We start from the raw sequence: 17,420 nt of genomic DNA, 5'->3' as shown, positions 1-17,420 counted from the left end.
GGGCGGGGGGCGGCCGCGCCGGGCCCGGCGCGGCTACCCCCCCGCATCCTCCTTGTGGGGGGGGGCGTACTCCCCCTTGCGGCGGCCCCCCCCACCCCGTTTCCGCGCGGTCAGCCGCCGAGCGTGGCCTGCTCCGCGTCCGCCGCCATCGCGGCGATCAGGCTGTTCGGGCGCATGTCGGTCCAGTTGGTCTCGACGTACTCGACGCACGACTGGCGCGACGCCGCACCGTGCACGGTCGTCCAGCCGGCCGGGACGTCGGCGAACGTCGGCCACAGCGAATGCTGCCCCTCGTCGTTCACCAGCACGAAGAACGTGCCCTCCTCGTCGTCGAACGGATTGCTCATCTCTTTCCTTTCCGTGAAGATTCTTGTCCTGCAGGCATGTTCGGTCGGTCAGCGTTCGCCGTCGGCGGACCACCATTCCTCGAGCGCCGCACCAATCCGGGCGAGCGACTCCGGGGACGCCATCTCCCAGTGCGTGGCCTCGATGCGGTGGGTGGCGATCCGGCCGTCGACGGCGGCGCGCCACGTCGACGCGCCGATCTCGCCGGTCGGGTCGTCGCCGCACGCCGCGAAGTACAGCAGGTCACCCTTGTAGGGCCGCGGGTCGTACTCCCCGATCATCTCGATCGACGCGCCCGCGGCAGCGAGCGCGGCAGCGATCCGGTCGGCCCCGAACGATCCGAACGGCGCGGGAAGATCCGCGACGAGCTCGTGCACGAGGTCGGCGGTGAGATCCTCGTCGACCCGTTCGCCCCCCGACGCGAGCGACGGGAGCAGACCGCCGACCAGGTCCCGGGCGGTCATGCCGCGCGCGGCCGCCGGGCGTTCGATGTCGTTGTCCGCGTAGCTGTCCATCATCGCGAGCAGGGCCACCTCCCCGCCGTCCGCCTGCAGCTGCGCCGCCATCGCGTGGGCGATGACGCCGCCAAGCGACCAGCCGATCAGGTGGTACGGCCCCTCGGGCTGCACGGTCCGAATCTCCCGCAGGTAGCGCGCCGCCCAGTCCTCGATGGTCGCGGGCAACGGTTCCGCACCGGAGATCGCGGGCGACTGCAGACCGTAGATGGCGCGCTCGCGGTCGACGTGGGCGGACAGCCCGCCGAACGCCCACGACAGGCCGATGACCGGGTGGATGCAGAACAGCGGCGGCTTGGTCCCCTGCTCCCGCAGCGGAAGCAGGATGCCGAACGCGGCGTCCGCGTCGACGTCCTCGACACCCGCGAGGACGGCATCCGCACGGGACGCGATCGACTCCACCGTGGGACCCGAGAACACCCACAGCACCGGAACCTCGACACCGAGCTCGGCGCCGAGGAGCGCGGTGAGCCGGGTGGCCACCAGCGAGTTGCCGCCCAGTTCGAAGAAGTCGTCGTCCAACCCGACCCGCTCGAGCCCGAGCACCTCGGCGAAGACCGCAGCCACCGCGCGCTGGGTGTCGGTCGCCGGTGCCCGGAACTCGCGCGGCGCGAACTCCGGATCGGGCAGCGCCGCCCGGTCCACCTTGCCGTTCACGTTCAGCGGCAGCGCATCGAGGACCAGCACGGCCGCGGGCACCATGTACGACGGCACCGCGCCGGACAGCGCGCCACGAACGTGCGCCCCGTCGAGGCCGGACCCGACGACGTAGCCGACGAGCCGGGTGCCGCCCAGCGCGTCGCCCCGTGCGACCACGACCGCGTCGTTCACCCCGGTCAGGGACCGCAGCGCGGATTCGATCTCGCCGAGTTCGATCCGGTAACCGCGGACCTTGACCTGGAAGTCGGCGCGCTCGAGGTAGTCAAGGTTGCCGTCGGCGCGCCACCGCACCACGTCGCCGGTGCGGTAGAGGCGGGTGCCGTCACCGAAGGGGTTGGCGACGAACCGATCCGCGGTCAGGTCGGTCCGCCCGTGGTAGCCGCGGGCCAGCTGGGTGCCTGCGAGGTACAGCTCGCCGGGCACCCCGACCGGTACCGGGTGCAGGCGTCCGTCGAGGACGAACACCTGGGTGTTCCACTCGGGCCTGCCGATCGGCACCGTCGCCGCGTCCGCCTCCGACGTCCGGTATGAGGTCACCGAGACCGCCGCCTCGGTCGGTCCGTACAGGTTGTCGAGCCGGGCACCGCTGACGGCCCGCAACCGCGCCGCGGTGTCCGCGGGCAGTGCCTCGCCGATGGCCAGGACTCTGGTCACCGACTCCGGGAAGCGGTGCTGCTGGTCCGCCAGCAGCATCGACAGCATCGACGGCACCACGTGCAGGGTCGTCACCGACTCGCGCGTCATCAGGTCAAGGAGGTACGCCGGATCCCGATGCCCGTCGGGGCGGGCGATGACCAGCCGCGCACCGGTCTGCAGCGCCCACCAGAATTCCCACACCGACAGGTCGAAGGTGGCCGCGGTCTTGAGCAGCACCGCGTCGGTACCGCCGAGCCCGTATTCCTCCTGCTTCCACACCATCTGGTTGACGACGGCCGCGTGGGAGACGGCGACGCCCTTCGGCCTGCCGGTCGAACCCGACGTGAAGATCACGTACGCCGGGTTCCCGGTGCGCAGCGGCGCCACCCGGTCCCGGTCGTCGACCGGTGCGTCCGGGATGCCGGACAGGTCGAGGGTGTCCACCGCCAGCGACCGGACGTCGTCGGGCAGCGCGACCGCGTCGGCGGTCCGGGTCAGCACCAGCGCCGGGGCCGCCGACTCCAGGATCAGGGCGATCCGATCCCCCGGATGGTCCGGGTCGATCGGCACGTAGGCGCCGCCCGCCGTGACGATCGCGTACATGCCGACCATCAGCTCGACGGACCGCCGCATCGCCAGACCCACCGGGGCCTCGGGGCCGACCCCCTCCTCGATCAGCCTGCGCGCCAACCGGTTCACCCGGGCCGCGAACTCTCGGTAGGTCAGCGTCTGCTCCTCGAACACCAGCGCAACCTCGTCCGGGGTCCGGGTGGCCTGCGCCGCGAAGAGGTCGACGAGGGTCGCGTCGGGCACCGACTCGTCGGTGGCGTTCCAGTCGCCGAGGATCTGCTCGGACTCGGCCGCGGTGACCATCGGCAGGTCCCCCACGGTCCCGTCCGGGTCGGCGACGACCCGTTCCAGGATCCCGAGGAAGCGATCCGCGAACGCCTGCGCGGTGCCCCGATCGAAGAGGGCCGTCGCGTAGGTCAGGTTGGCGCCCAACCCGATCGGCGTCCCCTGTTCGTCGTAGCGGTCACCGATGATCAGGTGCAGGTCGAACTGGGAGACCTCGGACGCCAGCTCGGCGGGCGCGATCTCCAGGCCGTCGAGTTCGAAGGTGGCCTCGGCGAGGTTCTGGAACGAGAAGCCGACCTGGCACAGCGGGTGCCGCGCGGTCGAGCGGGTCGGGTTGAGCACCTCGACGAGCCGCTCGAACGGCACGTCCGCGTTCCCGAACGCCCCGAGGTCCGCCTCCCGGACCAGCGCAAGCAGCTCGGTGAAGCTCGCGTCCGGCGCGACATCGGTCCGGAAGACCAGGGTGTTGACGAACATCCCGATCAGGTCGTCGAGCGCGGCGTCGCCGCGGCCGGCGAACGGGGTGCCGACCGCGATGTCCCGTGTCCCCGACAGCCGCGCGAGCAGCGTCGCGAACGCGGCGTGCACGACCATGAACAGGGTGGCGTTGTTGCCGCGCGCGATGGCGGCCAGGCCCCGGTGCAGCTCGGCGCTGACCGCGAACTCGATCGTCCCGCCGTGATACGACTGCACCGCCGGGCGCGGCCGGTTGGTCGGCAGATCGAGCTGGTCGGGAAGGCCGGCGAGCGCGGTCCTCCAGTAGTCGAGCTGCGCGGAGATCAGGGACGCCGGATCGTCCTCGCTGCCGAGGACCTCCCGCTGCCACAGCGCGTAGTCCGCGTACTGCACCGGCAGCGGCTGCTGCGGCGGGACGGTGTCGGCGGCACGAGACGCGTACGCCACCATCAGGTCCCGGGTGAACGGCCCGATCGAGGACCCGTCGGCCGCGATGTGGTGGACGACGAGGGCGAGCACGTGTTCGGGGTTCGCGTCGGTGCCGTCGACCCGCACCAGCAGCGCCCGGATCGGGACGTGCGCGGTGACATCGAATCCGGCGGACACGAACGCCGTCACCTCGGCGACCACCCGGTCGGCAGGCACGACGACCGGGTCGAGGTCCACCACGACGTCCCCGATCGGCAGGATCACCTGCGTCGCGGTGCCGTCCTCGGCCTGCGGGTACACGGTGCGCAGCACCTCGTGCCGCGCCATCACGTCCCCGACCGCGGCCTGCAGGGCCGCCACATCGAGGTGACCGGTCAGCCGGATCGCCGACGGAATGTTGTAGGCCACCGACTCCGGGTCGAACCGGTTGAGGAACCACATCCGCTGCTGCGCCAGCGACAGCGGCAGCTGCTCCGGCCGGTCGCCCGGACGCAGCGCCGGACGCCCACCGTGTCCCGCGAGTTGGCCGACCCGCACCGCGAGCTCCGCGACCGTGCTGGCCTCGAACATGAGCCGGACCGGGACGGTTGCGTCGAGCGCGGCGCCGAGACGGGCGGTGACCTGCGTCGCGATCAGCGAGTTGCCACCGAGCTCGAAGAAGTCGTCATCGAGCCCGACGCGAGTGGCGCCGAGCACCTCCGCGTAGGCGTTCGCGACGATCTGCTCGACCGGGGTCGACGGGGCGCGGAACTCGCGGGCCTCGAAGACGGGCTCCGGCAGCGCCTTCCGGTCGAGCTTGCCGACCGGGTTCAGCGGGATCTCGTCGAGCACCATGATCGAGGCGGGCACCATGTGGGCGGCCAGTGATCGACCGACGAACTCCTTGAGCGCGCTCGGGTCGAGCACCCGACCCGGTACGGCCACCACGTAGGACACCAGCGAGGTCGAGCCACCGGCGGTGTGGCCGATCGTCGTCGCGAAGTCGACGTCGTCGTGAGCGGTCAACGCCAGGTCGATCTCGCCGAGTTCGATCCGGAAGCCGCGGACCTTCACCTGGAAGTCGGCGCGGCTGACGTAGTCGAGCTCACCCGCATCCGTCCACCGCACCACGTCACCGGTCCGGTACATCCGGTCGCCCGCGAGGGCACCGTCCGCGGCGAAGGGATTCGCGACGAAGCGGTCGGCGGTCAGCCCCGGCCGATCGAGGTAGCCGCGCGCGACACCGGGGCCAGACAGGTACAGCTCCCCGGCAACACCGACGGGGACCGGGTGCAGCCTGCCGTCGAGGACGAGGGTGCGCACCCCGCGCAGACCCTCGCCGATCGGCATCGGCCCGCCCGGGGTGAGCGGATCACTGCTGGTGGCGAGGATCGTCGTCTCGGTGGGCCCGTAGACGTTGAAGAAGGCGCGGTCGGCCGCCCAGCGGGCGACCAGGTCCGGCGAGTATGCCTCGCCGCCGACCATCACCGACCGCAGCTCCGGGACCTGGGCAGGGTCGATCGAGGCCAGCGCGGCCGGGGTGATGAAGACGTGGCTCACCCGCTCGTCCCGGATCAGCTCACCCAGTTCCGCACCGCCGTAGATCGTGGTCGGCACGATCACCATCGTCGCGCCAGCTCCGACCGCGAGCAGCAATTCCAGCATCGAGGCATCGAAGCTCGGGGACGCGAAATGCAGTGTCCGCGAGTCGGCATCGATCCCGAACCGGTCCCGCTGTTCGTCCGCCAGGTTGGACAGTCCGCCGTGGGTGACGGCGACGCCCTTCGGTTTGCCCGTCGACCCCGACGTGTAGATGACGTAGGCGGTGTTCTCGACCCGGAGGGCACCGCGGCGTTCGGACGCGTCGACCTCGCCCGCGGGCTGCACCCGGCAGCGGGCGGCGAAGTCGAGGTCGTCGAGGACCAGCCAGCGGACGCTGCCCGGGAGCCGGTCCACGGACGCGGACACGGTCAGGCCGATCCGGGCACCCGAGTCCGACGCCATGTGCGCGACCCGGTCGGCGGGGTAGTTCGGGTCGACCGGAACGAACGCGGCGCCGGTCTTTGCCACCGACCACACCGCCAGCACCGACTCGATCGACCGGGTGATCCCCAGCGCAATGAACGACTCCGGGCCCACCCCCTCCGCGATCAACACCCGCGCCACCCGGGACGACCACTCGTCGATCTCCCGGTAGGTCAGGGTGCGACCCTCGAGTGTGACGGCGGGCGCCGACGGGTGCATCCTCGCCGCGGCGGCGAGCACCTCCGGCAGCGTGCGCACCGGGCCGGCGTCCGCGCCGCGCCGACTGCTCAGCTCGACCAGTTCCGCAGGGGTGAGGAGGTCGATGTCGCCGATCGCGGTCGAGGGGGCCGCAACCGCCGCGTGGGCGATGGACACCAGTCGCTCCGCGAAGCGGACGACGGTCTGCTCGTTGAACAGATCTGTCGCGTACAGGAATTCGGCCGCAATGCCGTCGGCGACGCCGTCCTCGGTGAACGACTCCATGATCGCCAGCTGCAGGTCGAACTTGGCGACGTGCCCGTCGAAGTCGACGCCGCTCAGGCTCAGCCCGGGCAGTTCGAACTCGACCGGCCCGGTGTTCTGCATGGCGATGGCCACCTGGAACAGCGGGTTCCGCGACTGCGAGCGGGTCGGGCTCAGCACCTCCACCAGCCGTTCGAACGGCACGTCCGCGTTCGCGAACGCCGACAGGTCCGTCTCCCGAGCCTGCTCAAGCAGATCCGCGAAGGTGGTGGACGGCTCGGCGGGCGTCCGCAGGACCAGCGTGTTGACGAACATGCCGACCAGCTCGTCGAGTGCCGCGTCGCCACGTCCCGCGATCGGAGTGCCGATCGCGATGTCCGAGGTCCCGGAGAGCCTGGCGAGCAGCACGGCCAGCGCCGTGTGCAGCACCATGAACATCGTCGAATTGTGGGTCCGGGCAAGGTCGCCGAGGCCTCGGTGGAGGCTCGCGTCCAGCGTGAACGACACCACCGCTCCGCTGTTGGTCGCCACGGCGGGACGCGGTCGGTCCGTCGGCAGCTCCAGCTGGTCCGGCAGCCCGTCTAGGGCCGTCGTCCAGTGCGACAGCTGCCGGGAGATCAGCGAAGCCGGGTCGTGCTCGGAGCCGAGAACCTCGTGCTGCCACAGGCTGTAGTCCGCGTACTGGACGGTGAGCGGCGCCCAGTCCGGCGCGCTGCCCGCGCCGCGGGCGGCGTAGGCGAGCATCACGTCGCGGGTCAGCGGCCCCATCGAGACCCCGTCGCCCGCGATGTGATGCACCACCAGCACGAGGACGTGGTCGTCGGTGTCGGCGACGGCGAACAGCCGGGCCCGCACCGGGACCTGGGTGGTCACGTCGAAGCCGGCGGTGACCACCTCGGTGACCCGGGTGATCGTGTCCGCTGCCGGGATCGTCTCCGGCGTCAGGTCGAGGGTGAACGCGCCGACCGGCAGGACCTGCTGGCTACCCGTTCCGTCGACGGACGGGTACCGCGTGCGCAGCACCTCGTGCCGGGCCAGCACGTCGCCGACTGCTGCCCGCAATGCCCCGACATCCAGCTGGCCGGACAGTCGCACCGCTGCCGGAATGTTGTACAGCGCCGATTCGGTGTCGAACTGGTTGAGGAACCACATGCGTTGCTGTGCAAGGGACAGCGGAATCAGGTCGGGACGCGGGCGTGCGGCCAGCGCGGGACGGTCCGCCGCCAAGCCGGACCGTTCGACAACCTCCGCCAGTGCCGCAACGGTCGGGGCGTCGAAGATCACCCGGACCCCGAGATCGACCCCGAATCGGGCGTTCAGCCGAGCCACGACCCGGACCGCGAGCAGCGAGTGGCCGCCGAGCTCGAAGAAGCTGTCGGTGGCACCGACCTGCTCAATGCCGACGACGTCGGCGAAGGCATCGGCAACGAAGGCCTCGACCGGGGTGCGGGGAGCGACGTAGGCGTCCGTGGACGTCTCGAATCGTGGCGCAGGTAGTGCTCTGCGGTCCAACTTCCCGGCAGCATTGAGCGGCAACTGATCGATGCCCACGATCGCCGAGGGCACCATGAACCGCGGAAGACTGGTATCGAGGTACGCCCTCAGCTCCGCCGACCCGACCTCCATCCCATCGGACGCAACGACATACCCGACGAGTTGCATGCCTGTCCGCTCGTCGGCGTGCGCGACGACGACCGCCTGCGCCACCGCCGGATGTCGACGGAGAACCGCTTCGATCTCTCCCGGCTCGATCCGCTGGCCCCGCAGCTTGATCTGGAAGTCCGTGCGGCCGAGGAACTCGAGGTCGCCCTCGCCGTTCCACCGCACGCGGTCACCGGTCCGATACATGCGATCACCAACGGTCCCGAACGGATCGGCAACGAACCGATCAGCCGTCAAGTCCGGCCTGCCGAGATAGCCCCGCGCAACCTGCTCGCCGGCCAGATACAACTCACCGGCGACCCCGATCGGAACCGGGTGCAACCGCGAATCGAGCACATACGCCCGGGTATTCCACGCCGGACCACCCATCGGCACCACGGCGCCCCGCGCACGACCAGCGTGGTCGAACCAGGTGGCAGTGACCGTCACCTCGGTCGGTCCGTAACTGTTGTGGACCGACAGCCCGCGCGTGGCGGCCGACCGCGCCAGGTCGATCGAGATCGCCTCGCCACCGACAAAGACGAAACGAAGCGAGTCCGGTAGGGCGACACCGTCCGACCCGAGGAAGAGGTCGAGCATCGACGGCACGAAGTGCGCAACCGTCACCCGCTCACGCGCCATCAGATCCGCAAGGTACCGCGCATCGCGATGCCCATCGGCGCGGGCCACCACGACCCGACCGCCGGACTGCAGGCCACCGAAGCATTCCCAGACCGCGATGTCGAACGTCTCGACCGCCTTGTGCAGCACGACGTCCGCATTCGTCATACTCGCCCGGTCCCGCATCCACCGCAGATGACCGGTGATCGCGTCGTGGGACACCACGACACCCTTCGGCCGTCCGGTCGACCCCGAGGTGAAAAACACGTACGCGGCATTGCCCGGACGCAGCACCCCGATCCGCTCCGACGGATCGATCTGCTCGCCGCGAACGCCGGCGGTATCGAGGCAATCGATCTCGACGACCTCCGCCTCGGTCGGAGGAAGGTCCGCGCGGTCCGCCGCGCTGGTCAGGACCAGTAGCGGAGTGGCCGCCTCCAGAACGAACTCGTTGCGGGTCCCCGACTGATCCGGGTCCACCGGGAGATAGGCCCCGCCCGCCTTGAGGACCGCGTAGATCGCGACGAACAGGTCGAGCGACCGGCGCATCGCGATCGCAACCGTTGCCTCGGGTCGGACCCCACGCGCAATGAGAACACGCGCGATGCGGTTGACCCGAGCGTCGAACTCCCGATACGTCATCCGGCGGGTGTCGTCGGCGAGTGCGATCGCGTCCGGCGTGCGTGCGACCTGCGCCTCGAAGTCGTCGAGTAGAAGGCCACCATTGCCGGGGACGGTCTCGCCCGTTGCGCGGGCGAGCCACGTCTGCGCCTCCTGCCGGTTGACCATGCGAATGTCGCCGACGACCGCGGCCGCATCCGCGACCACGGCCTCAACGATGCGGACGAACTGCGACGCGAACGCCGCGATCGTCGACTCGTCGAACAGATCCGTCGCATACACGAAGCACGCGTACATGCCATCGGCTGCGCCGTGCGCGTCCATCTGGTCACCGAGGGTGAGTGACAGGTCGAACTGGGTGACCTCGACATCGGTGTCGAGCGCGCCGACCGTCAGGCCGGGCAGTTCCAGAACCGCCTGCTCCTGGTTCTGCAACGACAGCGATACCTGGAACAGTGGATTGTGCGCCTTCGACCGCGCCGGGTTCAGTGCGTCGACAAGTTGCTCAAACGGCACGTCCATGTGCCCGAAGGCCCGGACGTCCGTCGAACGAACAACGCCCAACAGGTCCGCGAACGACGCCGACGCGTCCACCTCGGTGCGCAACACCAAAGTGTTGACGAACATGCCGACCAGGTCATCCAACGCGGCCTCGCCACGTCCGGCGACCGGGGTGCCGATAACAATGTCCGACGTCCCGGAGAGCCTGGCCAGCAGCACGGCCAGCGCGGTATGCAGCACCATGAACGGAGTTGCGCCGTGCGCGGCGGCGCACTCGCGGATCGCCGCTGTGGTGCCCTCGTCGAGGGCAAAGTCGTACCGCGCACCCCGCATCGACTGCTCGGCAGGGCGCGGCCGGTCGGCGGGGAGATCCAGGGCGTCGGGCAACGCCGCGAGCTCGCTCCTCCAGAACTTGAGTTGCTGTGCAGCCAGACTGTTCTCGTCATCCAGCGAACCGAGCATCCGGTGCTGCCACACCGTGTAGTCCGCGTACTGCACCGGCAGCGGCGCCCACGCCGGTGCCGCCCCTTCCGCACGAGCAGCGTAGGCCACCATCACGTCGCGGGCCAGCGGCGCCATCGACAGACCGTCCGCAGTGATGTGGTGCACCACCATCACCAGGACCCGTTCGGTATCGGACACCTCGAACAGTCGCGCACGCACCGGCGGTGCAACCCGCACGTCGAACCCCTCGGACAGGAACTCCGCAGCCGCGGCGAGCATGTCGACGTTGGGTATGCTCCTCGGCTCAAGGTCGAGGGTCACCTCAGCGGACGGAACGATCACCTGCCGCGGACCCTCGTCCGACTCCGGGTACATCGTGCGCAGCGATTCGTGTCGCTCAAGCACATCACCGACCGCCGCCTGCAACGCGGCCACCTTGAGCACGCCCGTCAACCGAACCGCCAGTGGAATGTTGTACGCAGTCGACTCCGGGGCGAACCGGTTCAGGAACCACATCCGAGCCTGTGCGAGCGACAACGGAATCCGGTCCGGGCGCTCGCCGGCTCGCAACGCGACCCGGCCGCCGGCGCCCGCATGGGCCTCGACCAGGCCCGCCAGTTCCGCCACCGTCGACGCCTCGAACAGCATCCGCACCGGCACCTGCGTGTCCAGTGCGGCACCCAACCGCGCCACCACCTGCGTCGCGATCAGCGAGTTGCCGCCCAACTCGAAGAAGTCGTCATCGAGCCCGACCTCCTCGACCGCGAGCACCTCACCGAACACCGCTGAAACGACCCGCTCGACGGGCGTGGACGGCGCACGGAACACCCGCACCTCGAACACCGGCTCCGGCAGCAACTTCCGATCCAGCTTGCCGCTGGTGTTGAGCGGGAACGCCTCGAGCACCATCACCGTGGACGGCACCATGTACCCCGGCAACGACTCCGCCACCCGCTCCCGCAGCGCGCTCGAGGTCAGCGCCACGCCCGGATCCGGCACCGCATACCCGACCAGTCGATCACCAACCGCCGGATCCGAGCGCAGCACCACCACCGCCTGCGACACACCACCGACACGCTCGAGAGCCGACTCGATCTCCCCCAGCTCGATGCGCTGGCCGCGCAGCTTCACCTGGAAGTCGGTGCGCCCCAGGTACTCCAACTGGCCATCCGCACGCCAGCGGGCGAGGTCGCCCGTGCGATACATGACAGAGCCCGGTCCCCCGAACGGGTTCGGAACAAACCGTTCCGCCGTCCGGCCCGGATGACCGTGGTAACCGCGCGAGACCTGCCTGCCCGCGAGATACACCTCTCCCGCGACACCCGGCAACACCGGATGCAACCGCGAATCCAACACGTATGCCTGCGTGTTCCACACCGGCCGACCGATCGGCATCGAATCCGACTCGGTCCCGTCGCACCAGTAGTGCACCGACGTCAGCGTCGTCTCGGCAGGACCGTACGCATTGTTGATGCGCACCGGCGATGCGCCCATGACCCGCGCCGCGAGCTCGGGACTGAGCGCCTCACCCGCCAACTGCAGAGCCCGCACCGACGGCGGCAACGCCGACACCGCGCCCGACGCCAGGGTGGCCAGCATCGACGGCACGAAGCCAAGGAGGGTCACCCCCCACTCCCGAGACATCGACACCAGGTAGTCCGGATCGCGGTGCCCGTCCGGGCGGGCAATGACCAGGTGTGCGCCAGCGAGGAACGGCACGAACAACTCCCACACCGACGGATCGAACACAATCGGTGTCTTCTGCAACACCACATCCGACGGCGTCACCGCGTACTCGCCAATGAACCAACTGAGCTGGTTCACGATCGCCTCGTGCGTGACCGCGACACCCTTCGGCACCCCGGTCGAACCGGACGTGAAGATGACATACGCGGGGTTGCCGGGACGCAGCGGGCGCATCCGATCGCCGTCCGAAACCGGACCATCACTGAGACCCACCAGATCGACACGGTCCAGTTCGACGACCACCACACCGGCCGGCACCTCGACCCGATCGCGTTCGGTCGTCAGCACACACACCGGCTCGGCGATCGCGAGGACCGCCGCCAACCGCTCGACGGGCTGATCCGGATCGACCGGCACATACGCGCCACCGGCCTTCATCACCGCGTACATGCCGACGAGCATCTCCACCGACCGGCGGGCGGCAACCACAACCCGATCCTCCGGTCCCACACCGATCCCGATGAGGTGACGGGCAAGCCGGTTGACCCGGGAATCGAACTCGGCGAAGGAGAGCGTCTCGCCCTCGAAGGTCACGGCGGGTGCGGTGCCATTCTCGCGGGCGGACCGGTCGATCAGATCGACCAGGGTTCCGGCCGGAACCTCCACCGCGGTCGCGTTCCACTCCCCAAGCATCACCTCGCGGTCCGGCGCGGAGATCAGCTCGAGGTCGCCGAGTTCCCCGACGGTGCCGGCACCGACCCGACGAAGAATATGCAGGAACGCCGCACCGAACCGGGCCGCGGTGGCCCCATCGAACAGATCCGTCGCATAGGTCAACGCCACGGCTGCGCCGACCGGGGCACCGTCGACGAGTCGGTCGACGACGATGACCTCAAGGTCGAACCGCGCGACAACCACGTCGCTGTCGACCGCCGAGACGTGCAGTCCATCAAGCTCCAGAGCCGTCGATGCGTGGTTCTGGAAGGCAAGCGAGACCTGGAACAGCGGCGTGTACGACTGGGAACGAACCGGATTCACGGCATCCACCAGCCGCTCGAACGGAAGATCGGCGTGCGCGAACGCCGCCAGATCCGTCTCCCGCACCCGCCCGAGAAGATCCGCGAACGACTCGCCACCCTCGACCGCGGTCCGCAACACCAGCGTGTTAACGAACATGCCGACCAGGTCGTCGAGCGCCTCGTCGCCACGGCCAGCGACCGGCGTCCCGATCGCAACGTCGGACGAGCCACTGAGCCGGGCAAGCAACACCGCCAGCGCCGCATGCACAACCATGAACACCGTCACACGATGCTCGCGGGCCACGGCCTCCAACGCGCCGTACAGCTCGGCATCGATCTCGAACTCGTGCGTGACCCCACGCCCGGACATCACCGCCGGACGCGGCCGATCGGTCGGAAGCTCCAACACGCTGGGAAGACCCGCCAACGCCTCCGTCCAGTACCCGAGCTGCCGCGAGATCACCGACTCCGGATCGTCCTCCGAGCCGAGCACCTCCCGCTGCCACAACGAGAAGTCGGCGTACTGCACCGGCAACGCAGCCCAGGTCGGCTCCGTGCCCGCGGTCCGCGCCGCGTACGCGAGCATCACGTCCCGGGTCAACGGGCCCATCGACCAGCCGTCCGCGCTGATGTGGTGAACCACCAACACCAGGACATGCTCGGCGTCGCCGAGGCGATAGATCCCGCCCCGCACCGGCACCTCGGAGGTGAGGTCGAAGCTCCTGGCCATCACCCCCGCGACGGTGGCCGCGATGGTCTCGGATGTCACCTCGATCGGTGCCAGATCTGGAACAGACTGTGCAACAGGGACAATCAGCTGATACGCAGAACCATCCGACTCCGGATAGATGGTGCGCAGCGACTCGTGCCGCTCCAGCACGTCGACCACAGCCGCCTGCAACGCATCGATGTCCAGTCGCCCGGTCAGCCGAATGGCCATCGGAATGTTGTAAGCAGCCGACTCCGGATCGAAGCGATTCAGGAACCACAACCGCTGCTGCGCCAGCGACAGCGGAACCCGTTCCGGGCGCGGGCCCGCAACCAACGCGATCCGGCCACCAACACCCGCCTGCGACTCCACCCGCGCCGCCAAATCCGACACGGTCGACGCCTCGAACAGCACCCGCACAGGCACCGGCACCTCCAGCGCCGCACCCAACCGCGCCACCACCTGCGTCGCGATCAGCGAGTTGCCACCCAACTCGAAGAAGTCATCATCCAACCCGACCCGCTCCACACCCAGCAGATCCGCAAAGGTCGCCGCGATGATCTCCTCGACCGGCGTCGACGGGGCCCGGAACACCCGCGCCTCGAACACCGGCTCCGGCAACAACTTCCGATCCACCTTGCCGTTCACGTTGAGCGGCAACCGGTCGAGGACCATCACGACGGCGGGGACCATGTACGACGGTACCGATCCCTCAAGACCTTCCCGCACGGTCGAGCCATCGAGCGGCCGGTCGCCATCGCCGCCGACGACGTAGCCGACCAGCTGGATGCCGAGGTGCGTGTCCTCACGAGCCACGACGATGGCCTCGATCACCCCGGGCCGCGCCCGGAGGGCGGATTCGATCTCACCGAGTTCGATCCGGAAGCCCCGCACCTTCACCTGGAAGTCTGCGCGCTCAAGGTACTCGAGCGTCCCGTCCTCCGGTGTGAGGTCCGCACGCCAGCGCACCACGTCGCCGGTGCGGTACATCCGCGCGCCTGCGGTGTCGAACGGGTTCGCGACGAAGCGGTCCGCGGTGAGGTCGGCGCGGCGGTAGTAGCCGCGGGCCAGTTGGGCACCTGCCAGGTAGAGCTCACCCGCGATGCCGGCGGGCACCGGGTGCAGCCGTGAATCGAGCACGTAGACCTGGGTGTTCCACTCGGGTGAGCCGATCGGCACCGTGACGGTGTCCGCCTCGGACGTCCGGTACGAGGTCACCGAGACCGCGGCCTCGGTCGGGCCGTAGAGGTTGTCCAGCCGCGCGGAGCTGACGCGGCGCAGCCGCGCCGCGGTGGCGGCGGGCAGTGCCTCACCGATCGCCAGCACTCGGGTCACCGTGCCAGGGAACCCGGAATCGGCCTCGGTCAGCAGCATCGACAGCATCGACGGCACCACGTGCAGGGTGGTCACCGCCTCCCGGTCCATTAGGTCGAGCAGGTAGCCCGGATCCTGATGACCGTCCGGCCGGGCGATCACCAGCCGGGCACCGGTTTGCAGCGCCCACCAGAACTCCCACACGGACAGGTCGAACGTCGCCGCGGTCTTGAGCAGCACCGCATCCCGCGCATCGAGCGGGTACTCGGATTGCTTCCACACCATCTGGTTCACGACCGCGGCATGTGAGACCGCCACACCCTTCGGTCGTCCCGTCGATCCCGACGTGAAGATCACGTACGCCGGGTGGGACGGGCGCAGCGGAGCGACCCGGTCCGCGTCCGCGATCGGCGATCCGTCGAGCGACTCCAGGTCCGCGGCGTCAACCGTCAGGGTCCGCACCCCGGCTCCGAGATCCAGGCCGTCCTGGGTGCGGGTGAGGACCAGGGCCGGAGCCGCGGACTCGAGCACCAGCGCAATGCGTTCGATGGGATGGTCGGGGTCGAGCGGCACGTACGCGCCGCCCGCCTTGACGATCGCGTACATGCCGACGAGCAGGTCGATTGACCGCCGGATCGCCAGTCCGACCAGCGTTTCCGGGCCGACGCCCTCGGCGATCAGCCTGCGCGCGAGTCGGTTCACCCGGACATCGAACTGCCCGTAGCTCAGCGTCTCGCCCTCGAAGACCAGCGCGGTCGAGTCCGGGGTGCGTGCCACCTGGCGGTCGACGAGGTCGACGAGCGTCGCCTCGCGGACGGGCCGGTCGGTCGCGTTCCAGCCGTCGAGGATGCGGTCCCGCTCGGCAGTTCCGAGCAGGTCGACGTCGCCGACGATCGCGGCCGGGTCCGCGACGACGGCCTCGAGGATCCGGACGAACCGGTCCGCGAACGCCTGCACGGTGCCCGCGTCGAACAGTGCCGTCGAGTAGGTGATCGCAGCCGACATGCCGGCCGGGTCCCCGTCGCCGTCGTAGCGGTCGGCGACGATCAGGTGCAGGTCGTACTGGGTGATCTCGGACTCGAAATCGACCGCCGCGACGGACAACCCGGGCAGCTCGAACTGTCCGCCGGACAGGTTCTGGAACGAGAATCCCACCTGGCACAGCGGATGCCGCGCCGTCGATCGGGTCGGATTCAGCACCTCCACCAGTCGCTCGAACGGCACGTCCGCGTTGCCGAATGCTCCCAGGTCGGTCTCGCGGACCGCCGCGAGCAGTTCGGTGAAGGTGGCGTCCGCGGCGACCTGGGTGCGGAAGACGAGGGTGTTGACGAACATGCCGACCAGGTCGTCGAGGGCGGCCTCGCCGCGGCCGGCGAACGGGGTGCCGACCGCGATGTCCTCGGTCCCGGACGACCGGGCAAGCAGCGCCGCGAACGCGGCGTGCACCGCCATGAACAGCGTCGCGTTGTTGCCGCGCGCGACATCGACGAGACCGCGATGCAGGTCCTCGCTGACCGCGAACTCGATCCTTCCGCCGTGGTACGACTGCACCGCAGGTCGCGGCCGGTCCGTCGGGAGCTCAAGCTGGTCCGGCAGCCCACCCAGCGCGGTGATCCAGTAGCCGATCTGCCCGGCGATCAGGGAGTCCGGATCGTTCTCCGAACCGAGGACCTCCCGCTGCCACAGCGCGTAGTCGGCGTACTGCACCGGCAGGGATGCCCAGCCCGGCAGCTGTCCCGCGGTGCGTGCCGCGTACGCGATCATCACGTCGCGGGTGAACGGCGCCATCGAAAAGCCGTCCGCGGAAATGTGGTGAACGACCATGGCGAGGACGTGCTCGTCGCTGGCGGTCTCGTCGAGGCCGTCACGGTCGATGCGAAGCAGCAGGGTTCGCACCGGGACCTGCGCGGTCACGTCGAAACCGGCCTGCACGAAGTCGGTGACCACCCGGGTCACCTGGGCCTCGGTGGTCGGCACCACCGTGAGGTCCGGCACCGCGCCGTCGGCGGGGAGGATCACCTGGACGGGCCCGTCCGCGGTCTCCGGGTAGACGGTCCGCAGGACCTCGTGCCGGGACAGGACGTCCGCGACGGCCGCCCGCAGTGACCCGACGTCGAGGTGCCCGGACAGCCGGATCGCGACCGGAATGTTGTAGGCAGCGGACTCCGGGTCGAACCGGTTGAGGAACCACATCCGCTGCTGCGCCAACGACAGCGGCAGCCGCTCGGGCCGAGCCTGCGCGGTCAGTTCCGGGCGCGCACCGCTGCCCGCCGCCGACGCGACGCGGCCGGCCAGCGATTCGACGGTCGCCGCGTCGAACAGGTCCCGAACAGCCACCCGGGTGTCGAGCGCGGCGCCAAGACGCGCGGTGACCTGCGTCGCGAGCAGCGAGTTGCCACCCAACTCGAAGAAGTCGTCATCGGCACCGACCCGCTCAAGCCCGAGCACGTCACCGAACACCGACGCCACGATCTCTTCTACCGGCGTCGACGGCGCCCGGTA

At 69.8% G+C, this 17,420-nt stretch carries 2 protein-coding genes; both read right to left on the bottom strand.

Going from position 1 to position 17,420, the window contains the following annotated elements; translation table 11 throughout:
• Positions 1 to 110: 110 nt before the first annotated feature.
• On the bottom strand, positions 111 to 347 hold the full coding sequence (locus tag ACFWPA_RS13985) for an MbtH family protein (protein WP_378570571.1): 237 nt from the start codon (positions 345 to 347) through the stop codon (positions 111 to 113).
• 48 nt (positions 348 to 395) lie between these two features.
• The coding region (locus tag ACFWPA_RS13980) for a non-ribosomal peptide synthase/polyketide synthase (RefSeq protein ID WP_378570569.1) at positions 396 to 17,420 on the bottom strand (17,025 nt) is incomplete at its 5' end.

This window comes from Rhodococcus sp. NPDC058505, assembly GCF_042720095.1.
Lineage (GTDB): Bacteria > Actinomycetota > Actinomycetes > Mycobacteriales > Mycobacteriaceae > Rhodococcus_G.
The sequence above is the reverse complement of the archived record's forward strand: the minus strand, read 5'-3'. Positions and strand labels throughout refer to the sequence as shown.

What these genes read in the sequence shown, in the direction of transcription:
- ACFWPA_RS13985 (WP_378570571.1), bottom strand. Translation starts at nt 347, where the DNA reads ATGAGCAATCCGTTCGACGACGAGGAGGGCACGTTCTTCGTGCTGGTG.